At 59.7% G+C, this 17,050-nt stretch carries 13 protein-coding genes and 1 pseudogene; 4 read left to right on the forward strand and 10 right to left on the reverse strand.

Features of this window, described 5'->3' with window-relative positions; genetic code table 11:
- Window positions 1–820 precede the first annotated feature (820 nt).
- From AABA84_RS00700 to AABA84_RS00740, 9 genes and pseudogenes are all read right to left on the reverse strand, one after another.
- Entirely contained in the window at window positions 821–2,917 is a 2,097-nt protein-coding gene (locus AABA84_RS00700; RefSeq protein ID WP_338310936.1) for a 3-hydroxyacyl-CoA dehydrogenase NAD-binding domain-containing protein, read from the reverse strand.
- A gap of 69 nt (window positions 2,918–2,986) precedes the next feature.
- Window positions 2,987–3,415 (reverse strand): annotated as a pseudogene (locus AABA84_RS00705) (RidA family protein); the annotation flags it as partial.
- A 5-nt stretch (window positions 3,416–3,420) separates the two neighbouring features.
- Window positions 3,421–3,816, reverse strand: coding sequence for a RidA family protein (locus AABA84_RS00710; RefSeq protein ID WP_338310937.1), 396 nt, complete (start codon window positions 3,814–3,816; stop codon window positions 3,421–3,423).
- 32 nt (window positions 3,817–3,848) lie between these two features.
- On the reverse strand, window positions 3,849–5,030 hold the full coding sequence (locus AABA84_RS00715; protein ID WP_338310938.1) for an acyl-CoA dehydrogenase: 1,182 nt from the start codon (window positions 5,028–5,030) through the stop codon (window positions 3,849–3,851).
- A gap of 9 nt (window positions 5,031–5,039) precedes the next feature.
- Complete coding sequence (locus tag AABA84_RS00720) at window positions 5,040–6,218, reverse strand: acyl-CoA dehydrogenase family protein (RefSeq protein ID WP_338310939.1); 1,179 nt, start codon at window positions 6,216–6,218, stop codon at window positions 5,040–5,042.
- Window positions 6,218–7,066 carry an enoyl-CoA hydratase family protein gene (locus AABA84_RS00725; RefSeq protein ID WP_338310940.1) on the reverse strand — a complete coding sequence of 283 codons (849 nt, stop codon included), beginning with the start codon at window positions 7,064–7,066 and terminating at the stop codon, window positions 6,218–6,220. Before AABA84_RS00725 ends, AABA84_RS00720 begins: the two co-directional genes overlap by 1 nt.
- Window positions 7,063–7,854: an SDR family NAD(P)-dependent oxidoreductase gene (locus AABA84_RS00730; protein ID WP_338310941.1), complete on the reverse strand. Its 792-nt coding sequence runs from the start codon at window positions 7,852–7,854 to the stop codon at window positions 7,063–7,065. The genes AABA84_RS00725 and AABA84_RS00730 overlap by 4 nt, the downstream gene beginning before the upstream one ends.
- Window positions 7,851–10,172, reverse strand: a complete 2,322-nt coding sequence (locus AABA84_RS00735; RefSeq protein ID WP_338310943.1) for a bifunctional salicylyl-CoA 5-hydroxylase/oxidoreductase — start codon at window positions 10,170–10,172, stop codon at window positions 7,851–7,853. Before AABA84_RS00735 ends, AABA84_RS00730 begins: the two co-directional genes overlap by 4 nt.
- 72 nt (window positions 10,173–10,244) lie before the next feature.
- A complete protein-coding gene (locus tag AABA84_RS00740) occupies window positions 10,245–11,831 on the reverse strand; it encodes a phytoene desaturase family protein (protein ID WP_338310944.1) in 1,587 nt (528 codons plus the stop codon).
- 283 nt (window positions 11,832–12,114) lie between these two features.
- Between AABA84_RS00740 and AABA84_RS00745 the strand changes: the two genes are divergently transcribed.
- The 4 genes from AABA84_RS00745 (at window position 12,115) to AABA84_RS00760 (ending at window position 15,791) form a co-directional block, all read left to right on the forward strand.
- Window positions 12,115–12,894 carry a cyclase family protein gene (locus AABA84_RS00745; RefSeq protein WP_338310945.1) on the forward strand — a complete coding sequence of 260 codons (780 nt, stop codon included), beginning with the start codon at window positions 12,115–12,117 and terminating at the stop codon, window positions 12,892–12,894.
- Between the two features lie 43 nt (window positions 12,895–12,937).
- Entirely contained in the window at window positions 12,938–14,524 is a 1,587-nt protein-coding gene (locus AABA84_RS00750) for a phytoene desaturase family protein (RefSeq protein WP_338310946.1), read from the forward strand.
- Between the two features lie 20 nt (window positions 14,525–14,544).
- Window positions 14,545–15,051 carry a MarR family winged helix-turn-helix transcriptional regulator gene (locus AABA84_RS00755; protein ID WP_338310947.1) on the forward strand — a complete coding sequence of 169 codons (507 nt, stop codon included), beginning with the start codon at window positions 14,545–14,547 and terminating at the stop codon, window positions 15,049–15,051.
- 125 nt (window positions 15,052–15,176) lie between these two features.
- On the forward strand, window positions 15,177–15,791 hold the full coding sequence (locus tag AABA84_RS00760; RefSeq protein ID WP_338310949.1) for a VOC family protein: 615 nt from the start codon (window positions 15,177–15,179) through the stop codon (window positions 15,789–15,791).
- A gap of 681 nt (window positions 15,792–16,472) precedes the next feature.
- Here AABA84_RS00760 and AABA84_RS00765 read toward each other — a convergent pair.
- On the reverse strand, window positions 16,473–16,907 hold the full coding sequence (locus AABA84_RS00765; RefSeq protein WP_338310951.1) for an acyl-CoA thioesterase: 435 nt from the start codon (window positions 16,905–16,907) through the stop codon (window positions 16,473–16,475).
- Between the last annotated feature and the right edge of the window lie 143 nt (window positions 16,908–17,050).

The following is a 17,050-nucleotide window of genomic DNA, read 5'->3' on the forward strand; positions in this document are numbered from 1 at the left end:
ATTAATATTGGCCCTTCCTACACATCGCGTATTCGATCTCGCTCTCGTATCTCAAAAGCGAGTTATCTAACCGGGCTCTTCCGTTCAGCCTTTGCGTGACGTATCGAGGCTCCATGCGCAATCCGGTGAGCTGGGTGCAGCGAGATTTCATCGCCATTGTCTCAGTTGATCTGGTTCGCATAGCACCCACACAGACTTGCAATCAGGTGCAACGGCCCAAAGACGGCGAAGAAGTTCCCAATGGGAGAGCTCATAACTGAGTGACCTCGACGTACTGATGGCTGCGTGCCCTCTTTATGAATATCGTACCACGCCAGAAATTTCAGGGGCCGGCATTCATCAGGATCAGGGCGGATAAATGATCGGCCCGCCATGCATCGATGCAGCAGAGAGCGCGCGTCCTCGATCGGATGAATTGCAGGAAGCTCCTTGAAACGACTGCAGATTCGCTCACCAACAGCATGGGGTCTGGCCGGGCGTCCTCAAAGAAATCCTGTCCGAACCTCGACATAGGCAGGAATATCCTCGGCGCGCAGCAGATAGTGCGTCACCTTTACGTGCATTGTCATCCGGCTAACGCCAGCATGTCGATAATTTGCGGCCACCATGTCAGCCTGGCCTGCGATGTCGGACGGTAGCTTGCCGTCAATCGCAAGCCCAGGTGTCCCCGACGTGAGCAGCCAGCGGGCATTTTCGCTCAGCTCATCAAAACCTGCCCGGGCGTACGTAACCGTCCTCTCAGGTCGTTGATAGCTTCGCCGGGGAACTGATATCGTCAGCGTGCTAAACGCTGACGATGGTGGTGAGATACCCGCTCTCATCACGCTGCTTTCGATGCTGCCGCAAGTGACGCGAAGGTCTTGCCTTCGGCCGCGAGCTTCTTCAGCAGCGGGGCGGGCTCGAGGCTGGGGTCGTTGGCCTCCTTGGCGTAGTGGGACAGACGATCGGCGATGTGCTTGAGGCCGACGCTGTCGGCCCAGAACATCGGACCGCCCCGGTAGATCGGCCAGCCATAGCCATAAAGCCAGACCACGTCGATGTCGCTAGGACCCGCCGCGATACCCTCTTCGAGGATCTTCGCGCCCTCGTTGATCATCGGGTACATCATGCGCTCGAGGATCTCCTCGTCGCTGACGACGCGCTTCTTGCGCCCCAGGCGCAGCAGCGTCTCGTCGATCAGCTTCTCGACCTCCGGATCGGGCAGCGCCGCGCGGGAGCCGGCTTCGTACTTGTAGTAGCCCTTGCCGGTCTTCTGGCCGAAGCGGCCGGCTTCGCACAGCGCATCCGCGATCTCCGACTTGATGCCGCGATCTTTCCGCGAGCGCCAGCCGATGTCGAGCCCGGCGAGATCACCCATCGCGAACGGTCCCATCGGCATGCCGAATTTTGTCACGACGGCATCGACCTGCTGCGGCAGCGCGCCCTCGAACAGCAGCTTCTCGGACTGCTTGCCGCGCTGGGCGAGCATGCGATTGCCGACGAAGCCGTCGCAGACGCCGACCACGGCCGGCACCTTTGCAATCTTGCGCGCGATCGAGACGGCCGTCACGAGGGCGTCCGGCGCGGTCTTGTCGGCGCGCACGATCTCGCACAGCTTCATGACATTGGCCGGCGAGAAGAAGTGCATGCCGAGCACGTCCTGCGGACGCTTGGTCGACTTCGCGATCTCGTCGATGTTGAGGTAGGAGGTGTTGGAGGCAAGCACAGCGCCCGGCTTGGCGTACTGGTCGAGCTTGCCGAACACTTCCTTCTTCACCGCCATGGTCTCGAACACGGCCTCGATGACGAGGTCGGCATCGCCGACATTCTCGATGCCGATGACGCCGTTGATCAGCGCCATGCGCTTGGCGGGCGCATCCGCGGGAATGCCGCCACGCGCGGCCGTCGCTTCCCAGTTCTTCTGCATGATGCCCATGCCGCGCTTGAGCTGCTCCTCGCCGGTCTCGATCAGCGTGACGGGAACGCCGGCATTGGCAAAGGACATCGCGATGCCGCCGCCCATGGTGCCGGCGCCGAGGATGGCGACGCGATTGACGGGACGCGACTTGGTGCCTTCGGGGACGCCGGCGATCTTGCTGGCTTCACGCTCGGCGAAGAAGGCGTAACGCTGCGCCTTGGACTGGTCGCTGGCGACGAGCTTCAGGAAGCCCTCGCGCTCCTTCTTGAGGCCTTCCTCGAAAGGTAGGTCAATGGCGTAGCCCACGGCATCAGCGGCGGCGAATGGCGCCTCCAGGCCGCGCGACTTCTTGGTCATGGCGGCGACCGCATTGGTGAAGATGGAGCGGTCGGCCTTGGCGGCCGCTATCTTGGAATCGTCGTCGCGCAGCCGCCGCAGCGGACGCTTCTCGGCCAGCAGCTTGCGCACGAAGGCCTCGCCGCCCGATGCCGGTCCCTCGACGATCTCCTCGATCAGGCCGTTCTTCAGCGCTTCCGCAGCGCCAATGGGATCGCCGCCGACAATCATCTTGACGGAGAGCTCAGGGCCGACCGCGCGCGGCAGACGCTGGGTGCCGCCGGCGCCCGGCAGCAGGCCGAGCTTCACCTCCGGCAAGCCGAGCTTGGCTTCCTTGACGGCGACGCGATAATGACAGGCGAGCGCAACCTCGAGGCCGCCGCCGAGCGCGGTGCCGTGAATCGCGGCAACCACCGGCTTCGGCGAGTTCTCGATCTCGGACAGCACGTCGTTGAGGGCGGGCGGCTTCGGCGGCTTGCCGAATTCGGTGATGTCGGCACCCGCAATGAAGGTGCGGCCGGCACAGGTCAGCACGATGCCCTTGATGGCGGGATCGGCGATCGCGGCCTTGATGCATTCCAGGATACCACCGCGGACTGCGGCACTCAGCGCATTGACCGGAGGGCTGTTGACCGTGACGATCCCGACTTCGTCATGACGCTCAAGCTTGACCACTTCGTTCACGGCTTACTCTCCTTCATGGCCTCTGCCAACGCTAGTCTGCTTTCTTTGCAGCCTTGTTCGCGCATCAGCGCGCGGTAGCACGGTCGTCGCCTCGATTTCAACTCGCGCCGCCTTCTCGACCAGGCGAACGACCTGAACCAGCGCTATCGCCGAAAAAAATATCTCTCGGTCCGCCTGGCCCAAGCCCGTCAGATTCGCCAGATACTCGTCCATATCAACGACGTACCAGATGAGACGCACGAGATGCTCGGGCCGCGCGCCGCCTTCGGCAAGAATGACCGCGATGTTGCTCGAGGTCTGACGGACGCGCGGCACGAAGCCATCGGCAAGACGTTCCTCAGCGTCCCAGCCGATCACGCCGCCAGTGACGACGATTCGCCCTTCCGCGGCCACGCAATTGGTATAACCTTTTGGGTATCGGCCAGCGGGCTGCAAAATCCGTGTAGCCTCATCGACGCACAGTAGATCACGAAGCCCGCATCGCCCGACGTAGGGCACGCTTCTCAATCAGGAATAACGGCGGTCGCTTGCACTTCGACTTTAGCGCGGTCTTCTATCAGTGCAGACACTTCGACGGCTGTCATGGCAGGAAAGTGCCGTCCCATCACTTGACGATACGTTTCTCCGATTTGTCTAAGCCGTGCCAGATAGTCCCGACGATCAGTAAGATACCAGGTGATGGTCGTGATGTGCTCGGGTCCTCCGCCATCGCACGCCAGGACCGAAACGATGTTCTCAAGAGCTTGACCGATCTGGTCAACCAGATCGTCGCTTTCGAATTTGCAATCCTTGTTCCAGCCAATCTGTCCTCCAACGAAGACGGTGCGACCTCTCGCGCTTACGCCGTTGGCATAGCCGATCGGCTTAGCCCAGCCTTCAGGTTGTAGAGTCTTGTACATCTGTGTTCCCAATTCTCCTATTAAGCATCCGCCTAGTTCGCAAATGCAGCGATCCCAGTAAGTCCCCGACCGATGATGAGAGCATGGACGTCATGTGTTCCCTCATAGGTGTTGACCACCTCGAGATTTACGAGATGCCGAGCGACTGCGAACTCGTCTGAGATGCCATTTCCACCAAGCATGTCGCGCGCGACACGAGCGATCTCCAAGGCTTTACCGCATGAATTGCGTTTGAGGATCGAGGTCAACTCAACGGGCGGATGCCCTTCTTCCTTCATTCGACCGAGCCGCAAGCACCCCTGCAAACCGAGACCGACTTCAGTCACCATGTCCGCGAGCTTCTTTTGGATCAACTGGTTGGCACCGAGCGGCCGCCCGAATTGTTTGCGCTCCAGTACATAGGACCGGGCGACGGAGTAGCACGCCTCGGCTGCGCCCAGGGCACCCCACGCGATGCCGAACCTTGCCGAATTGAGGCAAGTAAATGGACCCTTTAATCCCGTTACGTTCGGCAAAACGTTCTCTTCCGGAACGAACACGCCGTCGAGAACGATCTCGCCGGTGATGGAAGCTCGCAGTCCGACCTTCCCATGAATAGCCGGTGCACTCAGACCCTTTGCGCCCTTCTCGATCAAATATCCACGGATTAGACCATCCTCGGATTTTGCCCAGACCAGAAAGAGATCGGCGATGGGGGCATTTGTAATCCACGTCTTGCTACCGCTGAGGGAGTATCCACCGGCTACCTTCTTGGCCCGCGTGGCCATCGATCCTGGGTCCGAGCCATGATCCGGCTCTGTCAGGCCAAAGCAGCCGATCCACTCGCCCGTCGCCAACTTCGGAAGATACTTCTGCTTCTGAGCGACAGAGCCGAACGATTCAATCGGCGTCATAACGAGGGACGACTGTACGCTCATCATCGAGCGATATCCCGAATCGACGCGTTCGACCTCACGCGCAATGAGGCCATAGGCAACGTAGCCTAGGCCGGCACCACCGAACTCAGGCGAGACGGTACATCCAAGAAATCCGAGTTCACCCATTTCCCTGAAGATTGCCACGTCAGTCTTCTCGTGACGGAAAGCATCTCTAACTCGTGGCGCGAGCCTGGCTTGTGCATAGTCTCGGGCTGTCTTTTCGACCATCCGCTCCTCTTCCGTCAGTTGACTTTCAAGTGCAAACGGATCATTCCAATCAAGCTCTTGTAACGACATGTCTGGTCCTCATCGCGACTTGAGAAGTTCGCGTGCAATGATCAATTTCTGTACCTCGGTGGCACCTTCGTAAATTCTCAGCGCGCGAATCTCCCGATAGAGGCTCTCCACGACTTCCCCCTTTCTTACACCGCGACCGCCGAACATCTGGACTGCGCGATCAATCACGCGTTGGGCCGTTTCGGTAGCTGCCAGCTTGGCCATCGCCGCTTCCCGAGTGGTCGGCAGCTTCTGGACATCGCGGCGCCACGCGGCCCGGTACGTCAACATAGCCGCGGCGTCGGTCTCGGTCGCCATGTCGCCCAACGCGGCCTGAGTCAATTGAAAGTCCGACAGCGTCGCACCGAACATCCGACGATTTCGCGCGTGCAGAAGCGCCTCGTCGAGTGCCCTGCGCGCAAATCCAAGAGATGCTGCCGCAACAGACGCACGGAAGATGTCGAGCGTCTGCATCGCAATCTTGAAGCCTCCGCCCGGCGTTCCTAACATGCGCTCGGCGGGTATCCGACAATTAGTGCAACGCAGTGTGGCTAGCGGGTGCGGAGCGATCACATCTATCCGCTCGGCGATGCTGAAACCCGGGTCATCGGGAAACAGGACAAACGCCGAAATGCCGCGAGCACCCGGCGCTTCGCCGGTTCGCGCGAACAATGTGTAGACGTCGGCGATCCCTCCATTGGAGATCCAGGTCTTCTCGCCGTCGAGGATGTAGGCATTGTCCTCGGCGCGAGCGGAGCAGGCCATAGCCGCGACGTCCGAGCCCGCTTCCTTCTCCGAAAGGGCGAATGCCGCAAGCCACTCACCCGCCCGTACCTTGGGCAGCACTCGTGACCGAAGCTCGGGCGAGCCCGCAATTGCGATTGCGCCAGAACCGAGGCCCTGCATGGCAAATGCGAAGTCAGCGAGGCCATCGGCGTAGGCAAGAGACTCGCGAGCAAGGCAGATCGATCGAGAGTCAATCGAACCAGCGTCACCATTTGGTGTAGCAACCGCGCAATCCAGTAGGCCGGCTTCGCCCAACGCCCGGACGATTTTTCTGCATGCGCCATCGACATCGGTGTGATCGATCGCTGCGATAGCGCCTGAGTTTACGAAACGGTCGAGCTCATCTCCGAGAGCTCGGTGACGCTGATCGAAGAACGGCCACTCTATCCAATCGCGAACAATCGTTTTTGCGGGGGATCCCATCAGACACCTTCAAAGGTTGGCTTGCGTTTGGAAGCGAAGGCCTCAAAAGCTCGACGGAAGTCTCCCGTGGCCATGCAGATTGCTTGTGCCTGCGCTTCGGACTCGATCATCTCGTCGATGCCCATCGCCCATTCCTGGTTCATCATCGTCTTGGTGATTCCGTGCGCAAACCACGGTCCGTCGGCAAAAGTACGGGCCAATGCGACCGCCTCAACGTCCAAATCGCCGCTCGAATGCAGGGCGTTGTAGAAGCCCCACCTATGGCCTTCCTGGGCTGTCATAGCGCGACCCGTGGCGAGAAGCTCCGCCGCACGTCCCTGACCGATGATGCGCGGCAGGATGCCACATGCCCCCATATCCGCCCCGGCGAGCCCGACGCGCGTAAAGAGAAAGGCCGTCTTGGCTTCAGGAGTGGCCAATCGCAAATCCGACGCCATCGCCAGGATTGCTCCTGCACCGGCGCATATTCCATCCACAGCAGCGATGATCTGCTGCGGACATTTGCGCATCGCACGAACCAGGTCGCCCGTCATACGCGTGAATGCAAGAAGATCATGCATCCGCATTCGCGTCAGGGGCTCGATGATCTCGAAGACGTCACCACCCGAGCAGAAGTTTCCGCCGGAGCCCGTCAACACCACCGACCGAATGTCCGACGCGTAGACGAGATCACGAAATAGATCGCGCAATTCAGCATAGCTCTCGAACGTCAGCGGATTCTTGCGTTCGGGACGATTCAGGCGAATGATCGCAACACGCCCATCGGTGCTGGCTTCGAATCTTAGGTGTTTCGCGGCGTAGGACGCGAACGGTCGGCGTCCTTCCTGCATTGCAGATTGCTCACTCATCCCGCCATCACCTCTCCACCTGCAACCACTATCGCCTGGCCATTGATTGACGACGCCCCCGGCGAGACGAGCCAGAGCACGGCGTCGGCAACCTCGTCGGGTTTTACCAACCTTCCTTGCGGGTTCGATTTGACGAGCTCAGCGATCGCCGCATCGCGGGATTTTCCAGTCTTGGCGACGATCGTGTCAATGGCGCGCTCGATGAGAGGCGTTTCCGTAAAGCCCGGGCAAACCACGTTCACCGTTACTCCGCTGCGCGCAACCTCGAGCGCCAGGGCGCGGGTAAGACCCACGACACCATGCTTGGCCGCGCAATAGGCCGTTACATAGGCGTACCCTACCAGGCCGGCGGTTGATGCCACGTTCACGATGCGCGCGCCGGCACCAAGCTGCTTGAGGTCCGGCAGCACTGCTTGAGTGACCAGAAAGATCCCGGTGAGGTCAACCGAGAGCACTCGAGCCCATACTGCCGCCTCGGTCTTCTCGAACGGCGCACTGGGTGCTTCCCCCGCGTTGTTGATCAAGATCGAGATCGGCCCAAACAATTCGCGCGCGGCCTGAATGCCACGAGCGATCGCCGCCTGATCGGTCACGTCGAAATCATCAACTACGAGACTTGCTCCCCTCGGCAGCGTGCGACTGACGTCATCGAGAGGCTGACGTCTACGGCCGGCTAGACTGACACGCGCACCGGCACCCGCCAACGAAGTGGCAATAGCTGCCCCAATGCCACTGCCGGCGCCGGTCACGAGCGCGTGGCGGCCGGCGAGAGGTTGGGTGGCGCTCATTTTGCTGACACTGCCGCTGCGGAACGCGCCAGATTGGTTTCGTACTGTACTTTTGCCGACAGGTACTGTTTCGGCCAGTTGACGGCCGTGATCCCGATACGCGCGGCTTCATGTAAGGTCCACGCGGGATCGGCAAGATGCGGCCGCGCGATCGCACAGAGATCGGCTCGGCCGGCTGCCAGGATCGAGTTGGCGTGATCTGCCTCCGAGATCGCACCCACCGCGATGGTCTCGATGCCAATCTCATTGCGGATCAGATCGGCGAACGGCGTCTGGAACAATCTCCCATAGATCGGCCGCTCCTCCTTCCAGACCTGTCCCGACGAGCAATCGATCATGTCGGCGCCCGCATCCTTGAACATTGCTGCAAAGATTGCTGCATCGGCGGGCGTGTTGCCGCCCTCGGTCCAGTCATGGCAGGAGAGCCGAACCGACATCGGTCGCTCCGACGGCCATACCGCCCGCATCGCCTTGAATACCTCCAACGGATAGCGCGCTCGATTCTCGTGACCACCGCCGTACCTATCGGATCGCCGGTTGGTCAATGGCGACAGGAAGCTCGACAAGAGGTAGCCATGAGCGCAATGGAGTTCGAGCCATTCGACGCCAGCCTCAGCTGCCCGACGCGTCGCGGCAACGTGATCGTCACGCACGCGATCCAAGTCGCTGCCATCCATCGACCTCGGCAACTGGCTGTGAGGGAGGTAAGGCAACGCCGATGCAGAGATCAACGGCCAGTCGCCAGACTTAAGAGGCTGATCTATTCCCTCCCAGGGGACTCGCGTCGCGCCCTTGCGCCCGGCATGACCAAGCTGAATGCCCACTTTGGCATGCCCAAGGCTGTGGATCAGATCGACGAGGCGGCGCCACTGCTCAGCCTGCGCGTCGTTCCAGAGCCCTAGACAGCCTGGTGTGATGCGCGCATCCGACGAGACGCAAGTCATTTCGGCGAAGATCAGCCCGGCACCACCCATGGCGCGCGCACCGAGATGGGCGATGTGGAAGTCGTTGATGAGCCCGTCCTGCGCCGAATACATTGCCATCGGTGAGACCACGATCCGATTCGCAAGCGTCAGGCCGCGCACGCGGTGTGGCGTCAGCATCGGGGGCGGCACCCGCTCGCCATCCCGGACATTGATGCCCGCACGCGCCGCGTACCAGCGCTCAAAATCCTCCAGCCAGGTGCGATCGCGTAGGCGGAGATTCTCGTGGCTGATGCGCTGGGAGCGCGTCAGCATAGAATAAAAGAACTGCGGCGGCTCGAGCGTGTCGGCATAGCGGCGCCCCACCACCTCGAACCACTCCATGGCATTCCGCGCGGCATTTTGGATGCGCGCGACATCGACACGGCGCAGCTCCTCATAGGCCTCCAGCACTGTCGCAATGTTGGCGAGATCGTGACCATGACGATCGAACTGATTGACAAGTTCGATGGCGTCGTCGAGTGCGAGCTTGGTGCCTGAGCCGATGGCGAAATGCGCGGTGTGCGCGGCATCTCCCATCAGTACGACATGCGACTTGCCGTTGAACACGCTCCATTTGCCGCAGATCAGGCGGCTGAAATTCAGCCAAGCCGAACCGCGCAGATGGCGGGCATTGGTCAGGAGCTTCGCGCCATCGAGCGTCTCGGCGAAGATCTTTTCGCAGAAGTCGATCGAAGCCTGCTGATCGAGCTCGTCCAGCCCGTGGGCCTTGTAGGCTTCTTCCGTGGTCTCGACGATGAAGGTCGAGGTTTCGCTGTCGAACTTGTAAATGTGCGCCTGGAACCAACCGTGCTCGGTTCTCTGGAAATCGAACGTGAACGCGTCGAACAACTTCTTGGTGCCGAGCCAGATGAAGCGGTTCGGCCGGATCACCATGTCCGGCTGGAATTGTTCGGCATAACGCGTGCGGATCCGGGAATTGACACCGTCGGAGGCGACAATCAAATCGGCATCCGGAAAATCGAGATCAGACTCAACCTCACGCTCGAAGATCAGCTCGACGCCTAGCGCCTCGCAACGCCGTTGCAGGATGTTGAGCAGATGCTTGCGTCCGATACCGATGAAGCCATGGCCGCTCGTGCGCTGGCGCGTTCCCTTGAAGATGAGCTCGATGTCATCCCAATGATTGAACGCATCCTCGATTTCGGCGGCGCTTTCGGGATCGGCGACGCGCATTGCAGTCATCATGGCGTCGGAGAACACGACACCCCAACCAAACGTATCGTAGGGCTTGTTGCGTTCGACCACCGTGATGGAGTGCCCTGGATGTCGGCGCTTCATCAGGAGGCCCAGATAGAGACCGGCGGGGCCGCCGCCGATACAGACTATGCGCATGTCCTCGCTCCAAGAATATTTTAAGCTTAAAATATTGAAGCATAAACTATCTTGTCAAGGGAATGTTCTGGGTCAGGTCCCTTTGGCTGATCCCGCCAGCATTTTCGCCAGCATGAAACCCGAACCAGCGCCGGTGCCTGCGCCAGGCCATGTCGATGCTCCGCACATATACAACCGGCGAACAGGCGTGCGATATCGTGAATAGCCCGCAACCGGCCTGAAAATGAAATTCTGGTCGAGGTGATGGCTCCCCGAGAGATTATCGCCTCCGATAAGGCAAGGGTTCTCCCGTTCGAGATCCAGCGGTGAAAAGACGGCTCGGCCGATCAGCTTCGAGCGCACGCCCGGCGCATACTGCTCAAGCAGATCCAGCGCGCGCTCCGCATAAGGCTCCTTGGCGCGATCCCAGTCCCGCGCCTCAATCGTGCCGGCGGCGTCGCCGACAATCGCGGACGGCAAAGCCCGTACCTGCACCCAAAGGATGTGCTTTCCTTCGGGAGCGCGACTTGGATCGATGGCAGTCGGTTGTCCGACGACAAGCACCGGTTCCGCCGGCAATAGACCGCTCGCAGCCTCCGCATAAACTTTGGACATCATTGCTAGGTCGGGGGCAATGTGGACGTACGCAAACCGCCCGAGAGCCTCGCCAGCACGCCAGTTGGGGGGGCCGTCGAGCGCCAGATGAATCATCATGGTACCAGGCCCAGGGCGAATGCGCGCAACACGAGCATCAAACTCAGCGCGCCCCGGATCGGGCGGGAGGAGCGAGCCAAAGACGAGTTGCGGGTGCAGGTTCGCGACTACAGCGCGACGCGCTACTATACGCGTTCCGTCTGCAAGCCGCACCCCGCATGCTGATCCCATCTTTGTTTCGATCTCCACAACGGGCGACCTCAAACGGATGTCGACACCTTCGGCGTGCAACAGCCCGCACATAGCTTTGATGATGGTATCCGCGCCCCCATCGCCGACAACCATTCCAAAGGACTGATCAGCCATCGCCTCAATATAGGGAAAGAGCGCTCCGCCGGCCGTATCGGGCGCAAAGTCCAGATGCATACCCCAGGCGGCCAACATCGCCTTGACTTGGGGCGAATGAAAATGCGCATCCAGGAAGTCTCGCGGAGTGGCCAGCAGTAGCCTCGCAGTGTCGGCGAGCCAAGCTCCTCCTTGCTTACGCCAAGCCGAGACGACAGCGCGCGCGGCGGCCACCGATGGCATCGGCGATCCAAGTAAGGCGAATATATGCGGCGCGTCGCCGCGAAAGCGTTCCACCATGTCGCGCCAGGCTAACGCATCCTTCTTCGATATCGCGAATATGGCGGAGAGGGTTTTGTCTAGATCCGCGCTCACGCCGAGATAAGTGTGATCACGAAAGACACTGGCAAAGCAGTCGGAAACAGGCAGAAATCGAAGTCCGTGAGTAACGAGCTCATCCTTATAAGTCGCAAAGAATTGCGACCCAGCGAACATCGACAAGTTCATTGCGAAAACGTCGTGCCTGAACCCCGGCAGCGTGAGTTCGGCCGTCTTTACCGCGCCGCCGGCCGCTGCGCCGGCTTCCACGACGGCGACTGACCAACCACGCCTACTGAGATGCACCGCGGCGGCTAGCCCATTGTGTCCGGCCCCCACCACTACCGCGTCAAAGGTGTCCATTCCATCTTCTCTCGATACATACCGATGCATATATCCATTTGGTCACAACCCGCAACTTAGTTCAGACGATACGCGGATCGCCATGTTCAATTTTTCGGGTCATGAGCTACGATTTCTACCCCTTTGAAAGAATATGCTGCTGTTAGAATGCGGCTCCGGACTTCAAGGCGACTAGCCAGATACTTGCATTTTCATATTTCTTGATCTAGCTTGCACCGATAATCAAACCAGCGTGGCGCATTACACCACGCCTCGGGGCGCATACATTCCAGGGAGAAACAGGATGAGCCAACTTCTTGCAGATTTTGCCACGGCGCTCATTTCAGGCGCCGTAAAAGTCGTTGACCTTTCCGCGCCTCTCGGCCCCAACACGCCGATCCTCTATTTGCCCCCCGAGATCGGCAAGAATACCCCGGCCCTGAAGGTCCACGAAATCTCGCACTACGACAAGAATGGCCCCTACTGGGCCTGGAATTGGTTCGAGCTTGGCGAGCACACGGGAACGCACTTCGATGCACCGGTTCATTGGATTTCCGGAAAGGACCACGCGGACGGCACGACCGACCGAATCCCCGTGAAGAATTTCGTTGCGCCCGTTTGTGTCATCGACCGCTCCAAGGAAGCGTCGGAAAACCACGATTATTTGCTCACCGCCGACAGTGTCCGCGATTGGGAGAAGCAACACGGCGCCATTGAAGCCGGATCGTGGGTGCTGCTGCGCACCGATTGGTACAAGCGCAATGGATCCAGCGATACGTTCCTGAACGCCGATGCAAGCGGGCCGCATTCACCCGGTCCGACTGCGGAAGCTATTCAGTATTTGCTGAGCAAGAACATTATTGGATGGGGATCAGAGACCATTGGCACCGATGCGGGTTCTGCCGCCGGCATGACGCCACCGTTTCCTGCTCACCATCTGATGCACCAATCAAACCGATACGGCCTCGCGAGCCTTTGCAACCTCGACCTGCTCCCGCCGAAGGGAGCAATCCTGATTGCCGCGCCGTTGAAGTTCGTCAACGGAACGGGTTCGCCTATCCGAGCACTAGCACTCGTTCCCTGATCGCGGTCGCAATAGCAACGTCATCGGACAACCGGAGTGACGCGTGAGTGCCTATGATTACGTACTGGTGGGGGGCGGCATCAACTCACTTGTTGCCGCTGCCGTCCTGGGCAAGAAGGGCGCGAGGGTTCTTCTGCTCGAGCGTAATTCGACGATAGGGGGTTGCTTACGCACTGAAGAGATCACGGCGCCAGGCTTCATCCATGACGTCATGGCCACCACTTTGGTGCTTTTTCGCACTTCTTCAGCCTATGCGGCTCTCGGAAAGGACCTCGAGGCGAGAGGGTTTGCTTTCGCAGATTCTCCTTTGCCGACGGGCGTTCTTCGTCCCGATGGGTCCAGCGTTCTCTTTGCGATGGACCGCAAGCGCAATGTCGCCACGCTTGAATCACTTGCAGCAGGGGACGGCATAGCCTTTGCGCGTGAAATGGACACTCTTGGCGGCGACGCCCCCTTCTTGTTCGGTCTACTCGGCGGCAGTCTATGGTCCTTGAGCACCGCGAGGTTGGTCGTCCGGGAGGCCTGGAAGCGCGGCCTGCGCGATCTAGCTGCCTGGGCCGGCGAGGCACTGGCCCCCGCGCGAAACCATCTGGAAAACACCTATTGTTCGGACGCGGTCCATGCGCTTTGGGCTCCTTGGGTGTTGCATACCGGCCTCGGACCCGAAAGCGCCTATTCCGCCGCGATGGCGAGGGTCATCGCCTTCGCCATTGAGATGGCGGGTTGCCCAATCGCGGTCGGCGGCGCCCGATCGTTGCTTCGCGCCTTCGAGCGCCTCATTGCTGACCAAGGAGGAACAATCCGCACCTCAACCGAGGCTGCGAAGGTCTTTGCTGGCCCCAAGGGTCGCGCCGCTGGCGTACGCCTGTCGAATGGCGAGGCCGTTTACGCTCGCAAGGGCGTCATCTGCTCGACTACGCCCGACCAGTTGTATCGGCATCTGACTGCCGAGTGGGGGCCTCCACCGAAAGAAATCGCGGAGGGACTGCGGAAGTTTCGGCACGGCAAGGGCAATATGCAAATCCATTACGCCCTCTCCCGAGCGCCACGGTGGAAAGGCGACCCGGAGCTCGCGAAGGTTGCTCTGCTGCACCTCACCCCCGGGTTGGACGGAGTATCCCGAGCCAACAACGAGGCCGAACGGGGTCTGTTGCCAGCCGAACCGACAATCTGCGTCGGACAACCAACGGCGCTCGACCCCAGTCGGGCTCCTCCTGGCGCGGCCATTCTTTGGCTTCAATTGCCGGAGACGCCCCGACTGATCAAGGGAGATGCGGCCGGGATCCTGCCTACGCCGCAGGACGGGCAATGGACAGAGGCGTTGCGCGAAGCCTATGCCGATCGCATCGAGGCCAGGCTCGCTTCCCATATCCAGAATTTTGCTGAGATCAGACTGGCCAGACGCACCTACTCTCCCGCCGATCTGGAGGCCTTGAATGTTAATTTGGAGGGGGGAGACCCCTATGGGGGATACTGCGGGCTTGACCAATTCTTCATATGGCGTCCATTTAAGTCCAGTACCAACCATCGAACTCATATCCGCGGTCTCTACCACATAGGTGCATCGGTCCATCCCGGGCCAGGCCTTAGCGGCGGTTCCGGCTTCCTTGCCGCTTCCTCGCTGGAGTGACCGTCCCATGAGAGACTTTCATGAACGAGCGCTTTTACGGCAACATCATGCAGGACGGGAGCGACCAGGAAGCCCCCCCGCCGACCCTAGGCGAAATCGGTATCAATCATTTCGCCCCTTATCTGATCAACCGCATCGCCGCGCGTTACAATGCCAACATGGCGGAGGCGCTGAAAGCGCTGGGAATCACGACAACCGATATGCGGGTGTTGGCGATCCTCAGCCTCAATTCATCCATCACGATCAACGAACTCGCCGTTTATACGGTCACGCAGCAATCTACGATGAGCCGCACCCTCGACGAACTCGAAGATCAAGGCCTCATTCGTCGGACCGCTCGACCGGACGATCGGCGGATCCGGGACGTTTCAATCACCAAAAAGGGGCGACAGGCTTTCGAAAAGATCTGGCCGATCCTCTACGAACAGTTCCGGCAGCTGTTCGATGGTGTCCAGGAAGAAGAGTACCGTTCGTTCATCAACACCCTGCATCAGATTCTGCGCAATATCCGAAAGCACGAAATCTGATCAGATCAGGGAGGCTTTGCTGTGCCCTGATATTCTAGTTTTCATTTTTTGGTCCAGAAGCAACGATCATCAGCTCGAGCCGCATCGCGCGCCGGGTTTTCTCCGAAATCACAGGATCATCCCAAATGTCAGGGACTCGCTCTACGCGTGTCGCGCGTGTATTCGCAGCAGGCTTTGCCCTCCTTGTAGTTTCCTCGTCTGCGAAGGCCGAAGGTCTACCCACACTGCGCGGTCACGACCACACCGGCATTACCGTTCCCGATATGAACCAGGCCGTCAACTTCTTCGTGGACATCCTGGGCTGCCAGAAGGCAACCGCCTTCGGTCCGTTCTCCGATGACAAGGGTACCTTCATGAAGGATGTGCTCGACGTCGATCAGCACGCTGTCATCAATCAGATCGTTCTCATTCGTTGTGGATCGGGCTCCAATATCGAGCTCTTCAGCTACAGCTCGCCCGATCAAAAAATCGTGCAACCGAAAAACAGCGACGTAGGCGGCTACCACATCGCCCTTTACGTTGACGACATCAAGGCCGCGGCCGAGTATCTCAAGACCAAAGGCGTTCGGACGTTCGCCGGTCCTATCCCGATTACCGAGGGGGCAGCCGCGGGTCAGTCGATCCTATACTTCAAAGCTCCTTGGGGACTGCAGTTCGAAGCGATCACATATCCGCAGGGTATGGCGTACGAGAAGACATCGAACGTCAAGCTATGGGATCCGAAGAATCCAGGCCAGTGAGGGCCCCGTCCCTCTGCTTACGCAGCGGTTGGCGAATTGCGGAAGCCGCATCTCGGAGACGCGGCTCCCGCCTATCTCGATGCCAGTCGTTCAGGCTGACGACTATTCTGCGATCTCACTGCCGTCGAAGCCGCCGTGCTTCAGAGCCGTTCGAAGGGCTATTCTGCATCAGGTGATGTGATTCACAATTGAGAAACAGCATCGCAGTGAACACGAGTAGAGGACTCCGATGGCCAGGATCGCCGCCTCCGCCGGTCGCCTCCTACAGCCCTCCTTTTCACGCGACTTTGAGGACGTTCGATAAGCGTAGGCGAAAGCTTCGCACCGATCGTCCAAAAGGAAACCGACTGGATGGCCGAATGCCGTTCAACTTAAACCCTGGATGTTGGAGCCGTGGGCTATGGCACCGATGTGCGGATGACCTTGGAATCGACTCGATCGAAGCTAGCAAGACCGCCGATCTGGCCGTCGACCGCTACCTACTGGGTGCCAAACAGGTTTGAGAATCCGGTTGCCGATTGCGTTGATCGCAATGGATGCGCGAGAGCAAAAACGGTGATCATGAATGGCGCTGTTCTGTTCGACAACGGACTCTTCACCTCGAAAATCGATCTCGTCCGTCTCACTGCGCCGTCGGCGCGAGGCGACGCATAAGACACCGGTAGCGTTCGACGCTTGATCCTATACGAGGGCATCCGGCGGCGCGCCCTGGTGATCAAGGCGTTGAACCAGCGCCGAGCGGAGATCGCTCGGCCATTCCGTCGCGCGATGTGTCTCGAGTGACGTGGCAACGATCCTCTGGTCGGCCAACCAGAGCGTTTTGTCCTGATGGGTAACGTGGTGATTTAGATCGAGTGATGAGGTTCCGATCTGCCTTACGCGCAGCGCGAAATTCAACCGGTCACCGTGAAAGCCGGGCTGCTTGAATGTAACATCAAGCCGAACCGTCGGAAGTCCGAGTTTTCTCTCGCGAATGAGACTTGGCCAGGCGAAGCCAATCTCCTCAAAGAACTCCTCGACTACCCCCACCAGAATATCGAGGTAGGTCGGAAAATAGACGAGACTCGATGGATCGCACTGTCCGAACTTGATCGTGCGTACCGCATTGTAGGTCACAGCAGTCGTCTCCGCTTCGTTGTGGCCGACCTAACCTCTCGCCCACGTACACGCATCGCAGGACGAGGAATCAGCCGGCGCACCTCCACATGTATCCGATAGATTTTGAGCCGATGCTTGTGCCCTTATCTATGTTTCTACTT

The sequence above is a fragment of the Bradyrhizobium sp. TM239 genome, from assembly GCF_036247985.1.
In the GTDB taxonomy this organism is placed as follows: Bacteria; Pseudomonadota; Alphaproteobacteria; order Rhizobiales; family Xanthobacteraceae; genus Bradyrhizobium; species Bradyrhizobium ottawaense.

Bases quoted from the DNA above. Each gene is read 5' to 3' on its own strand.
- AABA84_RS00710 (WP_338310937.1), bottom strand. From the start codon at position 3,816: ATGTACAAGACTCTACAACCTGAAGGCTGGGCTAAGCCGATCGGCTAT.
- AABA84_RS00715 (WP_338310938.1), bottom strand. From the start codon at position 5,030: ATGTCGTTACAAGAGCTTGATTGGAATGATCCGTTTGCACTTGAAAGT.
- AABA84_RS00720 (WP_338310939.1), bottom strand. From the start codon at position 6,218: ATGGGATCCCCCGCAAAAACGATTGTTCGCGATTGGATAGAGTGGCCG.
- AABA84_RS00725 (WP_338310940.1), bottom strand. From the start codon at position 7,066: ATGAGTGAGCAATCTGCAATGCAGGAAGGACGCCGACCGTTCGCGTCC.
- AABA84_RS00730 (WP_338310941.1), bottom strand. From the start codon at position 7,854: ATGAGCGCCACCCAACCTCTCGCCGGCCGCCACGCGCTCGTGACCGGC.
- AABA84_RS00735 (WP_338310943.1), bottom strand. From the start codon at position 10,172: ATGCGCATAGTCTGTATCGGCGGCGGCCCCGCCGGTCTCTATCTGGGC.
- AABA84_RS00740 (WP_338310944.1), bottom strand. From the start codon at position 11,831: ATGGACACCTTTGACGCGGTAGTGGTGGGGGCCGGACACAATGGGCTA.
- AABA84_RS00745 (WP_338310945.1), top strand. From the start codon at position 12,115: ATGAGCCAACTTCTTGCAGATTTTGCCACGGCGCTCATTTCAGGCGCC.
- AABA84_RS00755 (WP_338310947.1), top strand. From the start codon at position 14,545: ATGAACGAGCGCTTTTACGGCAACATCATGCAGGACGGGAGCGACCAG.
- AABA84_RS00760 (WP_338310949.1), top strand. From the start codon at position 15,177: ATGTCAGGGACTCGCTCTACGCGTGTCGCGCGTGTATTCGCAGCAGGC.